Here is a 25,288-nt window from a genome sequence, read left to right on the forward strand (position 1 = left end):
AATATAAAATTAAATATGAATAAAAGTAAAGGAATATACAAAATAATATACTATAAACTTTTAGATTGAATTTTTAATTTTCTAATGATAAAGGAGGTTAATATAATGGAAGAAAAGAGGAAGTTATCTCATACTGCATATGGGGGAATAAAAGGTGAAGACTATGTTCCATTTATACCGGCTAATGTTGCAATTCCTGAAACTACAATAATATCTATACTTATTGGAATATTATTTGCTATAATATTTGCTGCTGCTAATACATATCTTGGCTTAAAAGTTGGCCTTACTATTTCGGCAGGTATACCTGGTGCTATTTTAGCCACTGGCCTATTAAAAGGGATTTTTAATAGAAATAATATTTTAGAGGCTAACATGATATCATCTATAGCTGCTGTAGGTGAATCCATAGCAGGAGGAATTATTTATGTATTACCTGCTATTATACTTTGGGGTATGCAATTAAAATTAACAACTATTTTCATAGTTACGGCTATAGGAGGATTAGTAGGAGTATTTTTCGTCACTCCTCTTAGAAGATTTTTAATAGTAGAGGAGCATGGAAATTTAATTTATCCAGAAAGTATGGCGGCAGCGGAAGTTCTGGTTACAGGAAGTGAAGGTGGCTCTGCTTTTAAGTCAGTTTTATTGGGACTTGGTGGTGGTGGTCTTTATAAATTATTTTCTGGCGGATTTAAACTATGGCTTGAAGAACCAGAATGGCATATAAAACCAGTACAAAATACTATTTTTGGAGTTGACACCATATCTTCATTAATGGGAGTAGGATACATAGTTGGTTTAGAAGCTTCACTGTATATGTTTGCAGGTTCCATACTTGCTTGGATAGGATTAATACCTTTAATAAAATATATTGGAGAAGCGTTAACTAATCCTATTTTTCCGGCTACGGAATTAATAAAAAATATGGGGGCTTGGGATGTATGGAAAAATTACATAAAATATATAGGTGCCGGAGCTGTGGCAACAGGAGGATTTATTAGTTTAGGAAAATCACTACCAACTATACTAAAATCATTTAAATCTGCAATGGAAGGTATGGGAAAAAGCAATGATAGCAATGAAGAGAAGAGGATAGATAAGGATGTGCCTATTACCTGGGTCTTAGGTATTGCTATATTAGTTTTTTTACTTTCATGGCTATTGCCGGGAATAAATGTAGGACCTTTAGGTGGAATTCTTGTAGTTCTATTTTCGTTTTTTTTCTCAGTTGTTTCAGCTAGAATGGTTGGGATAATAGGAGCTTCTAACAATCCTGTATCGGGCATGACCATAGCTACATTATTAATTGTTACATCAATTTTAAAGGTAACAGGCAATGTGGGCAATCGTGGAATGATTGTAGCAATTCTAATCGGAGGCATAGTATGTGTAGCTATTGCTGTAGCAGGTGGTACGGCACAAAGTTTAAAAACTACCTATATAATTGGAGGAACTCCTAGAAATGTTCAAATAGGTATGTATATTGGACTTGTATGTTCAGCTGTATTTGCAGGAATGGTTATATTAATGCTTAATGGTGCATTTCCAGGTGGAATAGGAGGTAAAGATGTACCTGCCCCTCAAGCTACTTTAATGGCAGTAGTTGTTAAAGGTGTTATGACAGGTAAGTTGCCTTGGGTATTAGTTATAGTAGGAGGTATTATATCTATATTCTGTGAGTTAGTTAAATTACCAATATTACCTGTTGCACTAGGGATATACCTTCCTATACATCTAAATACAGGAATTCTTTGTGGTGGTATTGTTAGAGTATTAGTTGAGAAGAAATTTAAAAATAATGAGCAAAAAAGAAAAGAGCAAGTTGAAAAAGGAATCTTATTATCTTCTGGAATAGTTGCAGGAGATGCCTTAATGGGAATTATAATTGCCATATTTGCAACTTTGAATATAAATATAGCTTTTGGCACTAACATACTAACTTATATTACAGGAAATCCATATGTTGCAGCAATAATCTTCTTACTCTTAGGAATTTGGATATATAGATTTGCAACTAAAGTTGAAGATGAAAAAATTTAAATAATAATATTAATTAAATAATGAAAAATCTAATTAAGCAACCAATTCTAAATTTGATTTTCAATTATAATAATATGAATTAAATAATTTTATAGAAGTGGTGATATATATGAAAAGAGGTAATAATATAAAAAGAAATGATAATTTTCTTTTATATGTTCCACACATAAAGCACAAGGAATGGGAGTTAAGGAAAGGAAATATTGTATTATTTTTTCGTCATGATAAAGTTATAGAAAAGGTAATGGCATGGCTTTTTAATAAACCCACAGTTACTGATATAAAATTAGACAAAATATCTTCGCAGGTGTGGCTTTTAATAGATGATAAGAAAAATATTCTAGAGATAGCCGAAAAAATTAGAGAAAATACTAAAGATAATTTAGAAATTAGTAGCAAAAGGTTAATACTATTTTTAAGATATTTATGCAGTAAAGGATGGATATACTTTACTAAGTAAAAGGTTGATTTTTCTATATTTAAAGTCTATACTCAAAGTATGGAAAGTATTTTGTTATTATTTACAAGAAAGGGGGTAACCTAAAATAATAATTATTATTTTAGGGGATGATTATGAGTATGAATATAAATGATAAAATTGATGCAATGAGAGAGGATCTTATAGAAAGTACTGCAGAAATAATAAAAATTAAAAGTTTAGAAGGGCCTAAAAAAGATGGTATGCCTTTTGGTGAAGGACCAGCAAATGCACTTAAATGTGCATTAGATACTGCTAAAAGATTAGGATTTAAAACTGTTAATTTAGATAACTATGTTGGATATGCTGAAATGGGTGAAGGAGAAGACTATGTCGCAGCTCTAGGCCATTTAGACGTTGTTCCAGAGGGAGAAGGGTGGATACATCCACCATACGGAGCTGAAATTCATGATGGAAAAATGTATGGTAGAGGAACTACTGATGACAAAGGGCCTGTTATGGCAGCTTTATTTGGAGCAAAAGCTATAATGGATTTAGGTCTTCCACTATCTAAAAGAATAAGAATTATATTTGGTACAAATGAGGAGACTGGAAGTAAGGAATTAGAATATTATTTAGAAAAAGAAAAAGCTCCAGTGGCTGGATTTACTCCAGATGCAGAATATCCTCTAATTAATGGAGAAAAAGGATTAACATCATTTGATCTTATAAAAGAATTTACTTCTTCAGAAGAAGGAAATATAACAATAGAAAGTATTAATGGCGGTCAGGCAGCTAATATGGTTCCAGACTATTGTGATGCTACTTTAAAAGTTAAAGATGCAAAAGAATTAATACAAAAGTTAGAAGCTTTTGCAAATGAAACAGAATATAAGTTATCAGCTGAAGAAAAAGATGGTATGGTAGTTATAAAATCTAAAGGAGAGTCAGCTCATGGAAGCACTCCTCAGTTAGGTAAAAATGCTATAATGCAGTTATTTGCGTTCTTAGGAACATTAGAAATTTCTAATAAAGAGGTTTCTGAATATGTAAGCTTCCTAAATAAACATATAGGTATGGAATACAATGGAGAATCTTTCGGTTGTGGATTAGAAGATGAGGTATCAGGAAAACTTTCATTTAATACTGGCGTAATAAAAATGGATAAGAATAAATCAGTATTAACTTTAAATTTAAGATATCCTGTAACTAAAAAGTTAGATGATATGATGACTCCATTTAATAAAACTATAGAAGGTACTGGGTTAAAGTTAGAAAACTTTTCACATCAAGAACCACTTTATTTTGAACCAGAACATCCATTAGTTAAGTCATTACAAAAAGTTTATACCGAACAAACAGGAAAAGAAGCAAACTTAATTTCAATTGGCGGAGGAACATATGCTAAAGAAATGCCTAATATATTAGCTTTTGGACCAATGTTTCCAGGAGAGCCAGATTGCATTCATAAACCAAATGAATTTATAACTTTAGATAATTTAGTTTTAAATTCAAAAATTTATGCACATGCATTATATGAATTAGCAAAATAATATAAGATGTTTATATAAATCTTTTCTGATAAGCATGCAAGAATCTTTGCATGCTTATTTAAAATTATAAAGAGTTTTAAGGGATTTAATACATTTGCTTGAGTAAGATTAAAAACTTTGATAAAATAGGTTAACTACTAATTTAAAGTAATATGAGGTGATGCTTTTAATGGATCATATAAAAAAAGATAGAGATAAAGAGTTAGAAAAAGAAATAGAATTAGAGATAGAGAAGGAAAGACTTAATTATGTATTAACTGTAATTAATAATGAAATAGAGTTAGCAGTAAATAAAAGAAAAGGATTCCTTGGTCAATTATTAGAGTATAGAAAAAAGTTTATAGAAGAGTATAGGAATGACGAAGATAAGGTAATTGAGTATTTTGATCATGAGCGATTTGTGACAGAGGAAGCATTTAATCTTATAGATAAAAAGTTAAAAGAACTTACTACATTAAAAGAAAGTCCTTATTTCGGTAGAATAGATTTTAGGGAAGAAGAGTATGGCATAGAAAAAATATATGTTGGTAAATTTGGTCTTATTAAAGAAGGAGAATTTGAACCTTTAGTAGTAGACTGGAGAGCACCAATAGCTTCTTTATTTTATGAGGGAAAAGTAGGTTCATCACATTATAATTCTCCAGATGGTGAAGTGCCAGTAGAAATACTAGGAAGAGTTCAATATATAATTAAAAATTCTAAATTATTGGGAATGTTTAATTCGGACTTAGATGTAAAAGATGATATACTTCAAATGGTATTATCAAAAAATTCTAGTGACAAGTTAAAAGATATAGTAATGACAATACAAAAAGAACAGGATGAAATAATAAGGGAGTCTTATTTAAAAACTCTTGTTGTAAATGGTGTAGCAGGAAGTGGTAAAACTACTATAGCCCTTCATAGAGTTGCATACCTTTTATACAATAATAGAAAAAAATTAGAAAATAAAATTTTGATTTTGGGACCAAATGGAATTTTTATGGATTATATATCAAATGTGCTTCCGAGTCTAGGTGAGACTGGAGTAAAACAGGATACTTTTTGGGACATGACAGAAAAACTTTTAGACCTTCAAGGAAAGGTTATGAACTACAAAGAGTATTTTGAAAGAATAATAAAAGGTGATAGTGAATTAGTAGATGATTTTATTTTAAAAAGTTCAGACGAGTATATAAAAAGACTAAACGCTACTATAGAAAATTTAGAACAATTTAAATTTAAACCTACAAATGTTACTTTTAGAGGCAAAGATATTTTTAAAGTAGATGAGATAGAAGAATTATTTAGTAAACATTATAAATATATGCCTCTATATAAGAGAACAGAAAAAATTAGAAGAATCATAATTTGGAGATTAAAAGATAAGAGAGATGAGGAAGTAAGAGAAATAAATAAATTATATGATACAAAGAGAGATTCCTTATCACCAGAAGAATTAGCACTTAATGAAAATGATTTAGAATTCCAAAGAAAAAATTGTATAAGAGATGTTATTAAAGAATTTACAGAAGTAAAGAGATCTCTTGTATGGCTGGAAAATGAGGAAGTAGTTTCTTTATATAATAGATTTAATAATTATAAAAAGCTTACACCTGAAGATTTAGCAGCTATTATGTATCTAAAAATAAAATTAGAAGGATATAAAATCAAAGAAGATATAAAGCATGTAGTAATAGATGAGGCACAGGATTTAAGCATGCTTCAGTTACGAGTTATTAAAGAAATAACAGGTGCATCTGCATTTACCATACTTGGCGATAGTAATCAAAGAATTTTACCTTTAAAGGGTAATATAGCTATGAAAAATTTAGATAACATATATAAAGACTTGGATATAAAATATTTTAGTTTAGATAAGAGTTATAGGTCTACTGTAGAGATTATGGAGTATGCTAATACATTCTTAGATGAAGAAAAGATAGTTCCTCTTGTTAGAAATGGAGAGGAAGTCTGGCAGCGAGATGTAGCGTCTGATGATGTTATACAGAAGTGTGTAGTAGATAGAATCTTTAGATATAAAGAAAGTGGATATGAGAGTATTGCTATAATATGCGAAGATATAAATACATGTAGTAAAGTTCATAATCTTATTAAGGATAAGGTTCATTCAAGGTTACTAGATAGTGATGAATTAATATATAAAAGTGGGGTAGTTATAATACCTTCTTATTTTGCACGAGGACTAGAATTTGATGGAGTAGTTTTACTCATGAAAGATGAAAAAGAAGAAAGTAATTATGTAAATAAAGGAAAGCTTAAGTATATTATGGCAACCAGGGCTTTACATAAATTATCTGTGATTAAAATTAAATAGAAATAAAATAAATGACTGGTTTAATTTAAAACTAGTCATTTATTTCTAATAGCAAGAGCTAGATTAATATTGTATAAAGTTTAAATTACATGACTTTTCCTTAAAATATTACTGGCTTGCTGTTATCTTATTTATAATTACTTCATGAACTTTGTCTAATTCTTGAAAATCCATATTAGGAATATAGTATTTTTCTATATCATCATGTAATTTTTTTGCTTCGGTTAATATAGATAATGATTTATTTAAAAGTGTATAAAATAGGTCTTTAGAATTTATAATTTTTTCATTTACACAGTTAATTAGGTCATAATTCAAGTAATTTTCCATATAAATTTGATGACCTTTATATAGAGTTTGGTTTATTTCATTAGAACTTATAACCGCTAATTTTAGAGCAGGAATATAAATATGTTCTAACTCCTCTGGAGCAATAGGATTATGAAAAGCCTCTACGTTAAAACCTCTCTTCAAAGCTTCATCCTTAAGATATTCAAGTATTTTATCTTTAGAAGTACCAGGAGGACCATTTAAAACATAAGTTGTTTCACACTGTTCTAAGAGGTCTTCAATAAAGGTTACTATACCTGTTGGAGTAAAAGCCGTTATAAATAAGTCTTTACAAGTGCCGAGAGAAGAAATTGGCTGTTTAAAAATTTTATTTTTTAAATCTTCACGAAGAAAATTAAATTTATTATAGTTTAAGGCATCACTATTCATATTGCTCCAATCATCATGGATGATTTTTGCAGCAGATAGATATTTGTATGCTCTATCAAAAGTTTTTGAAATGGAGTTCTTTATATTTATAATTTGATCTTTGTTTTTTCGTATTTCAAATTCATTCCAAAATTCTCCTAAGTTTATTATTTCATCTACTGCTCCAGGAACTTTAGGATCCACTACATGTGGCGCTGTTCCGTCTAAAATAGCAACCTTTAAGTCTTTTATTAGAATACCATCCAAGGAACTGCTATCAGAAGAACAATGATAAAATTCTACTTCATGATTAATACTTTTATAATACTCGCCTAACTTTTTCATGATGGAGGATTTACCAGTACCTGGCCCACCTTTTAAACAAATTATTTTATTTGCTTTCTCTAAAGGTATAATCTCATGAAAAAAAGAGTAAAAGCCTAAGGGGGTATTTCCTCCTAGAAAGAAACGTTTGTCTTTAATACTCAAAAAAATCACACTCCATAAATTTGTATCACTAACATTATATTTATATGGATTTAATTTGTTTACAGATACTTTAATATACCCCTAGAAAATCTTTATCTATAGTTATTATGGCATTGTAATTTGGATGTTTAATCTTTATATCTTTTACTATTTTATCTATAAGATCCTTTTCGTCTTCTTTAGAAAAATCCTTATTATATTTCACAACTATATCAAATATAATATTCTTAACTTCACCTTCACCTACTACCCTGAAGTCATGCATAGAATGAATATTATCATATTTTTTTAATATGGATTCTATAAACTCTTTAGTACTTTGTATTTCTTTGCAGTCTGTATTTATGGGATCCATATGAATTACAAGTAGTACCCCTAGTTCCTCTGAAATTTCTCTTTCTGCCTTATCAATTATTTCGTGAATATGAACAATAGGAGCATTAGAAGGAACCTCTGCATGAATTGAGGCTATACATCTACCAGGACCATAATTATGAACTATTAAATCATGAGTACCTTTTATACCATCATATTTAAGCATTAAATTCTTGATATCTTTTACTAAATCTGGATCTGGAGATTCTCCAAGTAATGGATCTAAAGTTTCTTTTATTAGAGAAATACCAGAATATATAATAAATAAGGAAACTACAATACCAATATAGCCATCTATAGGAAAAGTAAAGAATTTAGAGCTTATAAGAGAAAATGCAACTACAGAAGAAGTTATAACATCAGCAAAAGAATCTTTAGAGGAAGCTTTTAAAGTTGAAGAATTTATATCATAACTTAGAGTTCTATAGAAATATCCCAGCCATAATTTTATAAATATAGATAGTAACATTAGTAAAAAAGAAATCATACTAAAATTAATTGTTGTAGGATTAATTATTTTAGAAAAGGAACTCTTAGTAAATTCCACACCTACTAACAAAACAAAGAAAGATACAATCAAAGCAGATATATATTCAATTCTTCCATGTCCAAAGGGATGTTCTTTATCGGCAGGTTTACTTGCAAGTTTAAAACCTAAAATTGTAATTAGTGATGATGCTGAATCCGATAGATTATTAAAGGCATCTGCACTTATAGCAATACTTTTAGTAAAAATACCTACTGAAAATTTAATTACAAATAGTGTTATATTAATAATAACACCTACAATGCCTGCAAGGTATCCATAAGATTTTCTTACTTTTCTATCTTCTTTATTTTGAAAGTTTTTAATGAATTTTTTTATTAGTAATTTAGAAAACATTATATACTCCCTTCCTATTTTAGTAAGTTCTTCATTAATTATTATACTATATACTTTACCATATATAGATTAATATATCATTATAAAACATGGGTTATAGTTTTTAGAAGAGGATTATGAAAATTATTTTGAATTTAGATTATAAAAATTTTTTTCATGTATTATATGGTAAACTTATATTATATGTTAAGATTATATTTAATGATATAACTATTTAAAATACGTTTTTAGGAGGCATATAATATGAATAATTTAGAATTTGCACAAAATCTTGTGGATTTTCTTTATGATAGTCCATCAGCTTTTCATGCTGTTCAAAATGTTAAAAACATATTGACAGAGTCAGGATTTAAGGAAGTAAAAGAAGAAGAAAGATGGGATTTAAAAAAGGGTGGTAAGTATTTTACAACTAAAAATGGAACAGCCCTAGTAGCATTTACTGTAGGTACAGGAGAAATTGAAGAACATGGATTTAAATTAGTAGGGGCACACACAGATTCACCTACTTTTAGAATTAAACCATCACCAGAAATGGTATCAGAAGGGGCTTATGTTAAATTAAATACAGAAGTATATGGTGGACCTATTTTAAACACTTGGTTTGATAGACCACTTGCCCTTGCAGGAAGAGTTGTTTTAAAAGGTGATAATATATTATATCCAGAAACAAAACTTATAAACATAAATAAACCTATTTTAATAATACCTAACGTATGCATTCATATGAATAGAAATATTAATAAGGGTGTAGAAATAAATCCACAAAAAGATACATTACCATTGCTATCTTTAGTTAACGAAGAATTAGAGAAAGGCAATTATTTATTAAGCCTAATTTCTAAAGAGTTAGAAATAAAAAAAGAAGAAATAGTAGATTTTGATTTATATTTATATGAATATGAAAAGGGACTTATTATGGGATTAAATGACGAGTTTATATCTTCTTCTAGACTTGATGACCTGCAAATGGTACATGCTGGTATATATGCTCTTAAGGAATCAGAAGTTTCAAAATCAACTAATGTTATGGTTTGTTTTGACAATGAGGAAATTGGAAGTCTAACAAAACAAGGCGCAGACTCCGAGATGTTGGCAAATATTCTAGAGAGAATAACAGTATCTATGGGCAAAGGAAGGGAAGAACATTTTAGAGCACTTAGCAGATCATTTATTATTTCAGCAGATAACGCTCATGCTGTTCACCCAAATAGTGAAGAGAAACATGATCCTACTAATAGACCATTAGTAAATAAAGGACCTGTTATAAAGATAAATGCAAATCAAAGCTATACAACTGATGCGGATTCAGATGCAGTTTATGAGTTAATCTGTCAGAAAGCTGGAGTTCCATATCAAAAATTTGTTAATCGTTCTGACCAAAGAGGGGGATCTACCATAGGACCTATATCATCATCACATATTAATATTCGCTCAGTAGATATAGGAAATCCTACTTTAGCTATGCATTCTATAAGAGAGCTTGCTGGTGTAGATGACCATACTTATGTTTATAAATCTTTTATAGAATTTTATAATCTTTAATAAAGAATAAAAAAGAGTATGAAAAAGTAAATCCTAATTTTTTATTAGGAAAATTTTAATAATAACATATGTATATTAAAAAGGAGAAAAGTTATATATAATTTTTCTTCTTTTTTATTTTGAATCTACAATTAAGCCTATTAAACGATAAAAAGTAATAAATTATAGCTTCTTTGGTAATAATAATTCAAGTGTAAGTCTAATTACTAAAGAGGTGAATAAAATGAACTCGTTTTTCTATTTTGAAATTTTAACAATATTTTTAGCTTTTATTTTGTTAATCATACTTATATTTAAATATAAATTTTATAAAGAAGAAAACGTAATGAATTCCATACAAAATATATCTACAAGAGATCATGAAAAATTAGAAAAACATGCACAAAATATACCGGAAGAATATTTAGAGAAAAAGAAAATAAATACTAGAAAAAATTTAATGAAGAATCTAGATCATAGTTTTAATAATATAGTTACTACATATAATTTTATGGAAAAAGAAGTAAGAGATAAAAAGGTTATAGTTCCTGCAGCGGAATGGTTACTAGATAATTTATATTTAATAGAAAAAGAATACAAAAATGTAAAAGAGAGTCTACCTAAAAGTTATTACAAGGAACTTCCACTAATGCAAAATGGAATGCTGAGAGGATATCCAAAGGCATATCATATAGCAGTTCAAATAGTTTCTCATACTGAAGGTGAAATAGATGAAGATATTATTAAGAGATTTATTATATCTTATCAAAAAAATACTATACTCACTATGGCGGAACTTTGGGCTATTCCTGTAATGATAAGAATAGCTTTAATACAAAATATAAGCAGGGTATGTGAAAAAATAGTATTTATACAAGAAGAGAGAACAAAGGCTGAGTTCTTTGGTGATAACTTAATAAATGCATTTAATGATGAAAAGTTAAAAGATGAATTGCAAAGGATGTATAAATTAAAAGTAGACTTTAATCCATTTTTTACTGAGAGGTTATTAAAATTACTTAGAGATAATGGTGTAGATAATCATGAACTTTATAGTTGGATTGAAGAAAAACTAGATAGAAATCATACTACTTTTGAGTATATTGTGTCTAATGCTCATAAAAGACAATCCTATTATGAATTAAGCCTAGGAAATAGTATAAGTAGTATAAGAAAAATGGAAGCTTTGAGTTGGGAACATACTTTTGAGGAGTTATGTAGTGTACATTATATTTTGAGCAAGGATCCAGTAAATCAGTACATGAAGATGGATTTTAAATCAAGAGATTTTTACAGACATGAAATAAGCAAGATATCTAAGAAAATTGATATAAGTGAGGTCTTCATAGCGAAAAAAGCTTTAAAACTTGCAAAGGAAAACAGTGGTGACAAGGATTATTTAAATCATGTAGGATATTACATTATAGATGATGGAAAAATAGAGCTAATAAGAAGTTTAAAAGAGAAGAGAAATATATTAGATATACTTAAGGATTATATCACTAAGTATAAGGTACCTATATATTTATTAGCAACAATTTTAATAACACTTATGGTTACATCCGTGTTTTTAAATATTAGCTATATTAGAGATGCAGATATAAGATATAGTAAGTATATAGTAGCCTTTTTAGTTATAATAATTCCATGTAGCGAAATAGGTATTTCTATATTCAATTGGATTATTACTCATTTAATGCCTATAAGCTTTGTCCCTAAGTTAGAACTAAAAGAGGGTATAAGTAAAGAAAATTCAACTGTAGTAATAATTCCAACATTAATAACTAGTAGGAATACAGTGAAAAAATTAATTTCTGATTTGGAAGTATACTATTTATCTAATAGAGAGGATAATCTTTACTTTGCTATTTTAGGTGATTTTAAGGATAGTAAACATGAAACAGAGGAAAATGATAAGGAAATTATAGATTTAGCATTAAATGAAACAAACAAGTTAAATGATAAATATGGATTTAAAGAACATAATAAGTTTTTCTTTTTATGTAGATATAGAAAATTTAATGAATCTGAAGGTTACTTTTTAGGGTGGGAAAGAAAAAGAGGAAAAATAGCAGAATTTAATTTATTATTAAGAGGTTCAAAAGATACAACTTATAATGTAATAAGCAGTAATATAGAAAATTTAAAGAAAGCAAAATATATAATAACATTAGATGCGGATACAATTCTTCCACGAGATACTGCTAAAAAGTTAATAGGTTCTATGGAACATGTATTAAATAGACCATATTTAAATGAAGATAATACAAAAGTTTTAAGAGGATACGGACTAATGCAACCTAGAATAAGTGTTAGTACGGTTAGTGGAAATAAAACTATGTTCTCTAAAGTGTTATCAGGAGAAACAGGAATAGATACTTATAGTACAGCTGTTTCAGATTTATATCAAGATTTATTTGGAGAAGGGATTTTTACTGGAAAAGGTATCTATAATATAGATGTTTTCATATCTACAATAAAAGGTCAAATACCTGAAAATACAGTATTAAGTCATGATCTTTTGGAAGGCTCATATATGAGAACAGCATTAGTTAGTGACATAGAATTAATAGATTCATATCCAGCATACTATAATTCAAGTTCTAAAAGGCTACATAGGTGGGTAAGAGGGGATTGGCAACTTCTTAAATGGCTAGGAAATACTAGACTAAATCTTTTAAGTAAGTGGAAAATATTTGACAACTTAAGAAGAAGTTTAGTTTCACCCTTTTTAATGATAACTATATTATTTGGACTTCTAAACATACTTCCTAATGGTATAGATAAATGGTTTATGGTAGCATTTTTAACTATAGTAGTGCCAGTAGCATTTAGTATTACAGAAAATATAGTAGCGCCTATGAAGGGAATAAGTGTTTCAGGTAGACTTAATACAGACAAAATGGTGTTAAATCAATTTTTGTTTATATTTGCATTTTTGCCTCATAAAGCTTGTATGATGGTAGATGCTATTTTTAGAAGTTTATACAGGATACTTATAAGCAAAAAGAATCTTCTTCAGTGGCAGACGGCTGAAGCAGTTGAAAAGAGCGTGGGTACAAAATTAAATGATTTTATAAAGTTTATGTGGTTTGGAAGTTTTATATCATTACTTATATTATTTTTATCTTTTATAAAATCTGCGGCTATAGGTATGGTTATGATAGTACCTTGCACCATTTGGTTTTTAAGTCCATTACTTGCATACTATTCTAGCCTTCCTTTAACTGAACAGAAAGAGAGTCTTTTAAAAGAAGATGTTTTTATATTAAGAAGAATATCAAGAAAGACATGGGCTTATTTTGAGGATTTTGTAAATGAGGAAAACAATTGGCTAGGACCTGATAACTTTCAAGAAAATCCTCCTAATGGTGTAGCACATAGGACTTCTCCAACTAATATTGGTATGACTTTAACTTCAAACATAGTAGCTCTAGATATGGGTTATATAGGACTTCTTCAATGTTTAGAAAGACTAGATAACACCGTAATATCCATGAATAATTTATCTAAATATAAAGGTCACTTTTATAATTGGTATAATACACTAACCAGTGAACCACTATATCCTAGATTTGTGTCTACAGTAGATAGTGGTAACTTAGTAGGGTATCTTTGGTTATGTTCGGAAACACTTGAGGAAGAATTAAATCTACCATATGTAAATAAAAGAATTAAAATAGGGTTAAAAGATACTTTGAGCTTAAGTAAAAATGAATTAAATCAATTATTAGGTGAATCAAATGAACTTAATAATATAAGTATAAGTGAAGAAATAGATGCTAATATAATATCATGGAGAAAAGACTTATTAAATATATTAAAAGCAGTGAATAGTATTTATGAAAGAGAAGAGAAACATATATATTACTGGACATATAAACTAAAGAAAGATATTCAAAATCATATAGAGGAATTAGATAAAACTTTTCCATGGATAAAAATATTAGATGAAGGGGAAGTAAGTGAGGAAATAAAAAATAAACTTATAGATATACCAAGTAAAATTTCTTTAAAAAATATTCCTGAAATCCTCTATACACTTGAAGATGATTTAATTAATAAAAATAATGGTGTAAAAGAAGATTTAATAGATGCAGTAAAAGCTAGTAGGATATATATAGTTTCTATTATAGATAGAATAAATAGTTTATCCATGGAATTGTATAATATAGCAGAGGAAACAGATTTTAAATTCCTATATGATAAGGATAAAAATTTATTTTCTATAGGTTTTGATATGGAAAATAATAAGATAAATAAAAGTTACTATGACCTATTAGCATCAGAATCTAGACAGGCAAGTTTTGTTGCTATAGCAAAAGGAGAGGTTCCTAAAGAACATTGGTTTAAACTAGGAAGAAGTATGACATTTATGGGAAGAAGTAAAGGTTTAGTTTCATGGAGTGGAACTATGTTCGAATACTTCATGCCTTTGCTAATAATGAAAACTTATCCACATACAATATTGGATAGGACATATCGTTCTGTAATAGAAGGTCAAATAAAATATGCTAAACGAAGAGGTGTACCTTTTGGTATATCAGAATCAGGTTTTTATACCTTTGATATAAATAAAAATTATCAATATAAAGCCTTTGGGGTACCAGGCATAGGACTTAAAAGGGGTCTAATAAACGAACTTGTAATTTCACCTTATTCAACTATACTATCCCTTCAAAAGGAATTAAAACATTCTTTAATTAATATAAAAAGATTAATTAAGGCAGGATTAGAAGGAACTTATGGATTTTATGAAGCTATAGATTATACAAAAAATAGAGTAAATAAAGAAAGTAATAGTGAAATAGTAAAATCCTATATGATTCATCATCAGGGCATGAGTTTAATGGCTATAGACAATGTATTAAATAAAAATATTCTTCAAAATAGATTCCATAATATTCCGATAGTGAAGGCTACGGAACTTTTATTACAAGAGAAGATACCTAATAAAGTATTATATGATAGAGAATATAAATTTGATTTAAAAGAAAGCAAGTTTGAAAAACAAAGAATTATAACTAGAACATATAAAACAGCAAAAACTAGTGTGCCAGAAGTCCAATTATTATCTAATGATAACTTACATCTCATGGTATCTAATAGCGGAAGTGGATATACAAAATTGCAAGATACATTTTTATATAGATGGAGAGAAGATGTTACAGAAGATAACACAGGGTTATATGTATACATTAAAGATAATGCAACTAAGTACTACTGGAGTGCAACATATGCTCCTACTATGGAAGAAGGAGAAGATTATGAAGTAACATTTTCCATAGATAAGGCAGAATTTAAAAAAACATATAAGAATATTTTATGTAAAACCAAGATAAGTGTGTCTAAAGAAGATGATGTTGAAATTAGAAAGCTAAGCTTAAAAAATTTAGATGAACAAGATAAAATAATTGAAGTTATAAGTTATGCAGAGGTAGTTTTAGCAGGATATGATGGAGATCTTGTACACCAGGCTTTTAGCAACCTATTTATAACTACAGAATTTGTAGATAATCCTGAGGTGTTAATTTGTAAAAGAAGACCAAGAGCTAAGGAAAAAGAAATACCTTATTTAATGCATACTATGGCAGTTAAAGGTGAAATTTTAGATGATATTGAATATGAAACAGCAAGAATAGATTTTATTGGGAGAGGAAGGAACAAAAAGCAACCTATAGCATTAGAGAGAGAGAAACTAAGTAATAGCAGTGGAGTTGTATTAGACCCAATAATAAGCTTAAAAAGAAAAATACGGATACCAAAAGGTGAGAAGATAGAAGTCGCTTTTGTTACTGGATATTGTAGAAGCAGGAGTGAGGCTATAAATTTAGCTGAAAAATATAGTGATATGAATATTATTAAAAGGCAGTATGCACTATCATTTAATAGCGCTCAAATGGAAATGAGATACTTAGGAATAAAATCTCCTCAAGCTAATTTATATCAGAATATGGCAAGTAGGATACTTTACTTATCTCCATTGATGAGAGCAAGGGAAGAGTATATTAAAAACATAATAAAGAGTCAGAATACCCTTTGGTCTTATGGAATTTCAGGTGATTTACCAATAGTAGTTTTAAAAATTAATTCAGAAAATAATATAGGTAAGTTAAATCAACTTTTAAATGCTCATGAATATTTGACTTTAAAAGGACTTAAGTTAGACTTTGTAGTTATTGATGAAGAGGAAAACAGTTATCATCAAGTTGTTCATAAAAGCATTATGGATACTATATATTCAAACGGAGGAAGAGATAAATTAAATAAAAGTGGAGGAATATTTGTATTAAATAAAAGTTTGATTTTAGGTGAAGATATTGAGTTATTGAAAGCTCTAGCTAGGATAGTTATAGATGCTGAGGGAGATTTTATTAAATCCCAGATTAGTACAGAAGATCCTATAAATATAGAAAGTAATTTAGAGATTAATAATGTAGATAATGAACCAGGAAGAAAATTAGAACTTCCGCCTATTAAATTTTACAATAACTATGGTGGATTCTCTGAAGATGGTAGAGAATATATAATTCATATTACAGAAGGAAAAAACACACCAACTCCATGGATAAATGTAATATCAAATGAAAACTTCGGATTCCACGTATCTGAAAGTGGTAGTGCATATACTTGGAGTGGAAACAGCAGAGAAAATAAGATAACTCATTGGAATAATGATTGGATATGTGATACACCCTCTGAAGTTTTATATATTAAAGACGAAGAATCCAAAAATTTTTGGAGTATTACTCCACGACCTATAAGAGATAGAGGAGATTATTCTATAATTCATGGATTTGGGTATTCTAAATTTATGCATAATGTTTGTGGCATAGAATGTGAAGAAACTATGTTTGTTGCGATGGATAAAAAATTAAAGTTAATAAAAGTAAGATTAAAGAATACTGAGAAGAAAAAAAGAGTTTTAAGTCCCACATACTATGCAAGATTGGTAAAAGGCGTTGTTCCAGAGCATACAGCAGATAGAATAGTTACATTCTATGACTCATCAGGATTTCTATATGCTAAGAATCCTTATAGCATGAATTTTAAAGATATATATTCATATATAAAGATTTTAGGAGTAGATAATATAAGTTATACAGGTTCTAGAACAGAATTTATTGGAAGAATGGGTGATGTAACATCTCCAGAAGCAATTAAAAAAGAAAAACTTTCTAACACAGTAGGAGCTGGTATGGATCCTTGCTTTGCTATAAAAGGAGATATAACAATAGAAGCTGGTGAAGAAAAAGAAATAACTATTTTATTTGGTGAGGAAGAAGAGTTTAAAAGTATAGAAGATATAATAAAGTCTTATGAAATAAATGAAAATGTAGATGTTGAACTACAAAAAACCATAAGTTACTGGGAAGATATATTAGGAAGAATAAAAGTTAAAACTCCAGAAAAATCTCTTGACATAATGGTTAATGGATGGTTAATGTATCAAAATATATCATGTAGACTATGGGCAAGGACAGCGTTCTATCAGTCGGGTGGAGCTTTTGGATTTAGGGATCAATTACAGGATGTCTTATCTATATTATATTTAGATTCTAATATTACAAGAGAACAAATTCTATACAGTGCATCAAGGCAGTTTTATGAAGGGGATGTTCAACATTGGTGGCATCCTGTAGTAGATAGTGGAATCAGAACAAGATTTTCAGATGATCTTTTATGGTTACCTTATGTAACTTTGGATTATATAAAAAGTACGGGAGATTACTCTATATTAGATGAAAAGGTTGGTTATTTAGAGGATGATCCACTGAGAGAAGGAGAAGACGAAAGGTATACTATATCAAGAAAATCACAAATAAAAGAAGATATATATACTCATTGCATAAAAAGTATAGAGAGAGCTTTAAAATTTGGAGTTCATAATATCCCATTAATGGGTAGTGGTGATTGGAATGATGGAATGAGTACTGTTGGCAATAAAGGAAGAGGTGAAAGTGTTTGGGTAGGATGGTTTTTATACTCCATACTAAAAGATTTTTATAAAATATGCGAATATAAAAAAGACAAAGAAAAGTGCATAAGGTATAAAAATATGCAAAACTTCATAAAAGTGAATCTTAACAAAAATGCTTGGGATGGAAATTGGTATAGAAGAGCTTACTTTGACGATGGTACACCTCTTGGTTCATCAGAAAATGAAGAATGTAAAATAGATTCCATATCTCAATCCTGGGCAATAATCTCAGGTGGAGGAGAAAAAGAGAAAATTCATAGTGCCATTAAATATATTGAGAAATATTTAATAAAAGAAGAGGACGGTTTAATTCTTTTATTAACTCCTCCATTTTACAAATCAGAATTAGAACCTGGGTATATAAAGGGTTATGTTCCAGGAGTAAGAGAGAATGGAGGTCAATATACACATGCATCAACTTGGGTTATTTTAGCTATGTGTCATTTAAAACAGTATGATAAAGCTCTTAAACTTTTTAATATGATAAATCCTATAAATCATACAGATACAGAAGAAAAATGTAATATTTATAAAACAGAGCCCTATGTTATGAGTGCAGATGTATATGGAGTAGAACCACATGTAGGTAGAGGCGGTTGGAGCTGGTATACAGGTACTGCAGGTTGGATGTATAAGGTTGCTTTAGAAGGGATTTTAGGCTTAAAACTAAAAGGAAAAGAAGGATTTTATATAGAGCCATGCGTACCTAATGATTGGAAGGAGTATTCTATAGATTATTCTAAAGATGAAACATTATATAAAATAAAAGTAAAACGTGGTAATGATAAAAAAGTTATAGTAGATGATAAAGTTATAAAAGGCAATATAATACCATATTTAAATGATAAAAAGACTCATATAGTAGAAGTAATTATTTAAAAAAAATCTGGGAATAGTTTCTTAATGAATGTAAAGTAAAAGATATAAGAAAAACACTATCAGATTCATTTGTTTAATGAATTATGATAGTGTTTTTTGTTATGACTTAATATTAAATTAATAATATAACCTAAGACTATTAATTATATATAATTAATTTTAAATTTAATTTATTTAAGTCTATACAATTTAAGTACTATATCTAAATTACACATCTGTAAGATTGTTTAGATTATCCTTTTCTATATCACCATACGTGTAGTCAAACTCCTGATTTGAAATGTTATTTACAACTATATCATCTTGAACATTATCTGGTAGAAGAGTAAAATCACCTTTTTCTGAATATGCTTTAATTACTTTCCTAGGAGCTTCCATGTACTCTCTCTTATGAGGTCCATAAGAAAATTTTTTATTGTTTTTATCCATATATATTACCTTCTTTCATTTCATATTCTATTTATTTTATAAAAGCTTATAGTTAGATATTTGATTTTTTAAAATTTAACATAAAGATACTATAGTCTTAAAAATTAATTCAAACATACTTATAGATTTAGATAATAGTTTATAAATTTATTATTCCACTTAAAAGTATAAATTATTGATAAAATAAATTGAAAATAATTATTATTAATTAACAATAATTACTTGAAAAAATAAAATTACGTGATATAATCTAATCATAAAGTAAATTATGTTAATTTTTTTAGAATAATCTACGGTAGAAGTTACTATTTTATATGATATAGTATAAAATTTAAATATGGTTGAAATTTATATTTTTATTAAGGGAGGAATATAAATGACAAAATTAAATCAAGTTTATAAATGTGAAGTTTGTGGTAATATGGTAGAAGTTATCCATGAGGGACAAGGACAATTAGTTTGTTGTGGAAAACCAATGACTTTAAAAAGCGAATTAGAAAAAGATGGTGCAGGAGAAAAACACGTACCAGTTGTTGAAAAGATAGAAGGCGGAATAAAGGTAACTGTGGGAGAAGTAGAACATCCAATGGGTGAGGAACATCAAATAGAATGGATAGAAGCACATACAGAAACTAAGGTATATAGAAAATATCTAAAACCAGGAGAAAAACCAGAAACTATATTCTTAATAGATGAAGAAGTTAAATTTGTTAGAGAATACTGTAACTTACATGGTTTATGGATGACTGAATTATAATATAAAAAAGCAACAATAATTTCTGACTTAAAAAGGAGGGTTTATACCTTCCTTATTTTTTTATCCCCCTTGACAATAAATTAAAAAAGTCATACGATATATTAAATAAATATTTTTAATTTAAGATTAAACACATAAATTCTATGAAGAGAAGAGTAGACTTAAAAACAGATTTACAGAGAGCTATGGTTGCTGAGAATATAGTATTATGTTTAAGTTGAAGTGGGACTCTGAGAAGGTAAGGCGAAATTTTATTAGTTTTACACGTTAAGCATACGTTACAGGCTAGGATAAATATTATCCTATATGAGGAGAAATCTATAATATAGATTCTTAAAATTAGGTGGTACCACGTAGAAATTACGTCCTATGGTTTTTATACCATAGGATTTTTTAATACATAAAAATTGATTTTTCATAAGGAGAGTTGGAACATGGAAGATAAAAAGAAAGTAATATTTAGTGGAATTCAGCCTTCAGGTAATTTAACTTTAGGAAACTATTTAGGTGCTATAAAAAACTGGGTTAAATTACAGGAAGAATATGATTGTTATTATTGTGTAGTGGACTTACATGCCATAACTGTAAAACAGGAGCCAAAAGATTTAAGGAGAAGGACTTTAGAAGTTTTAGCTATATATGTAGCATCTGGTATAGACCCAGATAAGAATACTATATTTATACAGTCACATGTACCTGCACATTCAGAAGCTGCATGGCTTTTAAATTGTAACACATATATTGGGGAATTATTTAGAATGACTCAATATAAAGATAAATCACAACGCTATGGTGAGTCTGTAAGTGCTGGATTATTGAATTATCCAGTACTAATGGCATCAGATATATTATTATATAATACGGATTTAGTACCAGTAGGTAAGGATCAGAAACAGCATCTTGAAATAACAAGAGATTTAGCTCAAAGATTTAATAATTTATATAGTCCTACATTTACTATTCCAGAACCTTATATTTCAGATTCAGGAGCTAAAATAATGAATCTTCAGGAGCCAACTAAAAAAATGTCTAAGTCTTCTGATAACCCTAACTCATATATACTTATGATGGATCCTCCAGAAGTTATTAGAAAGAAGATAAATAGATCAGTTACTGATAGTATAGGCGAGGTTAGGTATAGTGATGAACAACCAGGTGTTAAAAATCTAATAACTATATTAAATGTAATAACAGGTATTGGTATTGAAGAAATTGAAGAAAAGTATAAAGGAATGGGATATGCTCAGTTTAAAAAAGATGTGGCAGAGGCTATAATAGAAGAATTAGAACCAATTCAAAATAAAGTTAAAGAACTTTTAGAGAATAAATCTTATTTAGAAGAAATCTATAAAAAGGGTGCTGATAAGGCAAACTATGTATCTAGGAAAACCTTAAGAAAAATGCAGAAAAAAATAGGTTTCATTCAATTTTAGAATATTAAATAGAATTATTTATATAATAATTGAAATATATTTAGAAATAAGGGATTTATCACTACTTAAATTTTGTGATAAATCTTTTGTTTTTCTAATAAATGAAAAGTTTTATACAAATAATTATTATTTTTAATTCTATAAATATCATATTTATAGAAAGTACTTGGGACCCCTAGTGATTGCTTAGATGGTAGTTCACTTAGGGTTAATAACATTGACAGGGAAGTATAATAAAGTTAAAATCATAAAGTATAATAAATTTTGTTTAAAAACAGAATATAAGTATAGACTTAAGAACATAAGAATATAATACATAGTTTATAGTAAATTTAAGATAAGAAGGAGGAGAACGCTGTGGAAGATTTAAAAAGTAAAATAGAGAAGCGAAGAACCTTTGCTATAATATCTCACCCAGATGCTGGTAAGACTACCTTAACAGAAAAATTACTTTTATACGGGGGAGCTATTAGAGAAGCAGGTTCTGTTAAAGCTAGAAAAGCATCAAAACATGCTGTGTCTGACTGGATGGAAATAGAAAAACAAAGAGGAATTTCTGTTACATCATCTGTTTTACAATTTAGATATAACAATTTTTGTATTAATATATTAGATACTCCAGGACACCAAGACTTTAGTGAAGATACATATAGAACGCTAATGGCTGCAGATAGTGCTGTTATGGTGGTTGATGGAGCTAAGGGTATAGAAGAACAAACAAGAAAATTATTCCATGTCTGTAGTATAAGAGAAATACCTATATTTACTTTTATAAATAAGTTAGATAGAGAAATTAAAGACCCATTTTCATTAATGGAAGATATAGAAAATGAATTAGGCATAAAATCCTATCCTATAAATTGGCCAATAGGATGTGGAAGAGATTTTAAGGGTGTATATCACAGAGATAGTAAAAAGGTACAAGTGTTTAATGGTGGCAAACATGGTCAGTCTCAAGCAGAGTCTGTATTTATAGATATAGATGATCCTAATCTAGAAGAGGTTATAGGTGGACATTATTATAATAAGCTTTTAGAAGAAATAGAGCTTTTAGATATAGCGGGAGATGAATTTGACTATGAGGCTGTTAAAAATGGAAGATTAACTCCAGTATTCTTTGGAAGTGCATTAAGTAACTTTGGAGTAGAACCATTTATAAAAGAATTCTTAAAACTAAGTCTTCCTCCATTAACAAGAAATTCAGAACAGGGAAATATCGATGTTTACGATGATCAATTTTCTGCCTTTGTGTTTAAAATTCAGGCTAATATGAATAAGGCACATAGGGATAGAATTGCCTTTATGAGAATATGTTCTGGAAAGTTTGAAAAAGGTATGGAAGTGTATCATGCTCAAGGGAAACAAAAGATTAGATTATCTCAACCACAACAATTCTTAGCACAAGATAGAGAAATAGTAGAAGAAGCTTATGCAGGAGATATTATAGGTGTATTTGATCCAGGAATATTTAGCATAGGTGATACCATATGTCCGGTTAATAACATATTTAAATTTGAAGGTATTCCAAGTTTTGCTCCAGAGAATTTTGCAAGAGTTAAACCAGTGGATACTATGAAGAGGAAGCAATTTATAAAAGGTATAACCCAAATAGCTCAAGAGGGAGCTATACAAGTATTTAAGGAACCTTTTATAGGTATTGAGGAAATTATAGTTGGAGTTGTAGGGGTACTACAATTTGAAGTTTTAGAATATAGACTTAAGAATGAGTATAATGTTGAAATCAAGTTAGAAAGACTTGCATTTAGAAATATAAGATGGATTGAAAGTTCTGAAGTAAAACCAGAAAAATTAAGTTTAACTAGTGATACAAAACTTGTAAATGACTTAAAAGATAGAAGTATACTATTATTCCAAAGTGATTGGGGAATAAGTTGGGCTTTAGAACACAATAAAGGTCTTGTGCTTTCTAATATAGGTAAAGCAGAGTAAAATAAAAATTGCTGATAATTATGTCAGCAATTTTTTATATCTATGATTTAGTATATCAAGAAATTTAACACTTTAACTATGTATATTTTTTGTTCTAAAAGTATCAAAAATAAAAACTATAATAGATACAATTAATAAAGTATTTATAATTTTCCCACCAAATCTAAACACAATTCCTAGAAGCCACAAAAGAAAAATGGCTCCACTTAGATATCTTAAGAATTTCATGTTTTCCTCCTATAAAAGAAAAAGTTATATATAAAATATATTTTTCCCAATTTAAAAGAAATTATTATTTTCACTTATTAATTAGTGCTATTTATTTATTATTTATATATTAATATATAATGAAGGGATATATAAATTTATAGTTTGGGGTATAAATATGAATAAAAAAAAGCTTAGAAATTTATTAAAAAAGGATGAGAATGCGAAGTTAGATTTCAAAGTTAAAATAGATACAAAATCAACAAGTTCCAAAAAAGAACTTGCAAAAGACATTTGTGCTATGGCAAATGCGAGAGGTGGTAGAGGTTATATAATTATTGGAGTTGAAGATAAGACGAAGAAAATAGTTGGCTTTGATCCTACTCTTTTAAGAGAGGAGCAAATACAACAGATAGTTAGTTCCAGATGCGATCCACCTATACCTATAAAATTAGATTATGTTAATTTAAATGGTAAGAGCATTGGTGTAATAACTATTTATGATGGTGATCAAAAACCATATCAAGTAAGATATAATGGAGCATTTTATATAAGACGTGGTTCTACTACAGATATAATGAGAAAAGAAGAACTAGTAACTTTGTTAAGTGAGAATCTAACTTTTAATGCAGAACTTTATCCAATAACTAGAAGCAATATAGAGCATTTAGATATGAAATTAGTAAAACAGTATTTTTTTCTTCAAGGTCTTCAGTATAATTCAAGCAACATAGAGGAACTTATGATAAATTCCGGCATAGTAGTAAAGGACAAGGAGACAGCTAGGTTAATGATAACTTTGGGTGGACTTTTGGTATTTTCACGTTATAATAGTATATATATTCCTCAAAATAAAATTAAAATAATCAACAATATGGGGGACAAGGAAGAAATACTAATATTATCAGGAAAGCTTCTAGATATATTGGATAAGGCGGAGGAATATTTAAATAATAATCTACCAAGAAATTATCCAATTATAGCTATTTATGAAGGATTAAAGAATGCAATCCTATATCGTGACTATACTGTGTATGATAAAATTATAGAAATTAAAATTAGCAATGATAATATAACTTTAATAAGCCCAGGATGTATGGATAAGAATAAAGGTGGTAAAAAAAATTCCTATATAAAAAGAAACATGTGGATTTATGAAAAGTTAATTTTTATAGATAATAAAAAACGTTTTTTGAATACAGGAAGCGGATTTTCTATAATAAAAAATTCTTTTCTGTCAAAAGGTAAAAAAGTTTATTTTTTAAATTCTAGAAAAAACAACTATTTTAAAATTTCTTATCCAGGTATACGAGATTACGTTTAGATAGTATGCTAAGTTTTGCTAGATAAGATT

Annotated in this window: 14 protein-coding genes and 1 other annotated feature; of the genes, 10 read left to right on the forward strand and 4 right to left on the reverse strand. The window is 28.5% G+C overall.

What is annotated here, in order from left to right; genetic code table 11:
- Positions 1–102: 102 nt before the first annotated feature.
- From FGL08_RS02975 to FGL08_RS02990, 4 genes are all read left to right on the forward strand, one after another.
- Positions 103–2,043, forward strand: a complete 1,941-nt coding sequence (locus tag FGL08_RS02975) for an OPT family oligopeptide transporter (RefSeq protein ID WP_171012076.1) — start codon at positions 103–105, stop codon at positions 2,041–2,043.
- 109 nt (positions 2,044–2,152) lie between these two features.
- Complete coding sequence (locus FGL08_RS02980; RefSeq protein ID WP_138209387.1) at positions 2,153–2,503, forward strand: PqqD family protein; 351 nt, start codon at positions 2,153–2,155, stop codon at positions 2,501–2,503.
- A gap of 119 nt (positions 2,504–2,622) precedes the next feature.
- Positions 2,623–4,014, forward strand: coding sequence for a dipeptidase PepV (gene pepV / locus FGL08_RS02985; protein WP_138211251.1), 1,392 nt, complete (start codon positions 2,623–2,625; stop codon positions 4,012–4,014).
- Between the two features lie 169 nt (positions 4,015–4,183).
- Positions 4,184–6,331: a HelD family protein gene (locus FGL08_RS02990; protein WP_138209388.1), complete on the forward strand. Its 2,148-nt coding sequence runs from the start codon at positions 4,184–4,186 to the stop codon at positions 6,329–6,331.
- Between the two features lie 108 nt (positions 6,332–6,439).
- Here FGL08_RS02990 and FGL08_RS02995 read toward each other — a convergent pair whose 3' ends face one another.
- Positions 6,440–7,519: a PRK06851 family protein gene (locus FGL08_RS02995; protein ID WP_138209389.1), complete on the reverse strand. Its 1,080-nt coding sequence runs from the start codon at positions 7,517–7,519 to the stop codon at positions 6,440–6,442.
- A 70-nt stretch (positions 7,520–7,589) separates the two neighbouring features.
- Positions 7,590–8,777, reverse strand: coding sequence for a cation diffusion facilitator family transporter (locus FGL08_RS03000; RefSeq protein ID WP_138209390.1), 1,188 nt, complete (start codon positions 8,775–8,777; stop codon positions 7,590–7,592).
- A 243-nt stretch (positions 8,778–9,020) separates the two neighbouring features.
- Here FGL08_RS03000 and FGL08_RS03005 point away from each other — a divergent pair, with 243 nt between their 5' ends.
- Positions 9,021–10,319, forward strand: a complete 1,299-nt coding sequence (locus FGL08_RS03005) for a M18 family aminopeptidase (protein WP_138209391.1) — start codon at positions 9,021–9,023, stop codon at positions 10,317–10,319.
- Between the two features lie 223 nt (positions 10,320–10,542).
- Entirely contained in the window at positions 10,543–19,158 is an 8,616-nt protein-coding gene (locus FGL08_RS03010; protein ID WP_138209392.1) for a GH36-type glycosyl hydrolase domain-containing protein, read from the forward strand.
- 207 nt (positions 19,159–19,365) lie between these two features.
- Here the strand turns inward: FGL08_RS03010 and FGL08_RS03015 are convergent, their stop codons facing one another.
- Positions 19,366–19,587 (reverse strand): hypothetical protein, encoded by a 222-nt coding sequence (locus FGL08_RS03015; RefSeq protein WP_138209393.1) that lies wholly within the window; start codon positions 19,585–19,587, stop codon positions 19,366–19,368.
- A 376-nt stretch (positions 19,588–19,963) separates the two neighbouring features.
- Here FGL08_RS03015 and FGL08_RS03020 point away from each other — a divergent pair, with 376 nt between their 5' ends.
- From FGL08_RS03020 to FGL08_RS03030, 3 genes are all read left to right on the forward strand, one after another.
- The gene (locus FGL08_RS03020) at positions 19,964–20,344 is read left to right on the forward strand and encodes a desulfoferrodoxin (protein ID WP_138209394.1); all 381 of its coding nucleotides are present in this window, start codon (positions 19,964–19,966) and stop codon (positions 20,342–20,344) included.
- A 134-nt stretch (positions 20,345–20,478) separates the two neighbouring features.
- Positions 20,479–20,717 (forward strand) — a binding site (T-box leader).
- 61 nt (positions 20,718–20,778) lie between these two features.
- Positions 20,779–21,777: a tryptophan--tRNA ligase gene (trpS, locus tag FGL08_RS03025; protein WP_138209395.1), complete on the forward strand. Its 999-nt coding sequence runs from the start codon at positions 20,779–20,781 to the stop codon at positions 21,775–21,777.
- A gap of 357 nt (positions 21,778–22,134) precedes the next feature.
- Positions 22,135–23,727, forward strand: coding sequence for a peptide chain release factor 3 (locus tag FGL08_RS03030; protein WP_138209396.1), 1,593 nt, complete (start codon positions 22,135–22,137; stop codon positions 23,725–23,727).
- A 72-nt stretch (positions 23,728–23,799) separates the two neighbouring features.
- On the opposite strand, the gene FGL08_RS03035 is transcribed toward FGL08_RS03030, so the two are convergent.
- Complete coding sequence (locus FGL08_RS03035) at positions 23,800–23,955, reverse strand: lmo0937 family membrane protein (protein WP_138209397.1); 156 nt, start codon at positions 23,953–23,955, stop codon at positions 23,800–23,802.
- A gap of 157 nt (positions 23,956–24,112) precedes the next feature.
- On the opposite strand from FGL08_RS03035, the gene FGL08_RS03040 reads away from it, so the two are divergent.
- Positions 24,113–25,258, forward strand: coding sequence for an AlbA family DNA-binding domain-containing protein (locus FGL08_RS03040; protein ID WP_138209398.1), 1,146 nt, complete (start codon positions 24,113–24,115; stop codon positions 25,256–25,258).
- The last annotated feature ends 30 nt before the right edge of the window (positions 25,259–25,288 follow it).

Source organism: Hathewaya histolytica (assembly GCF_901482605.1).
GTDB lineage: Bacteria > Bacillota > Clostridia > Clostridiales > Clostridiaceae > Hathewaya > Hathewaya histolytica.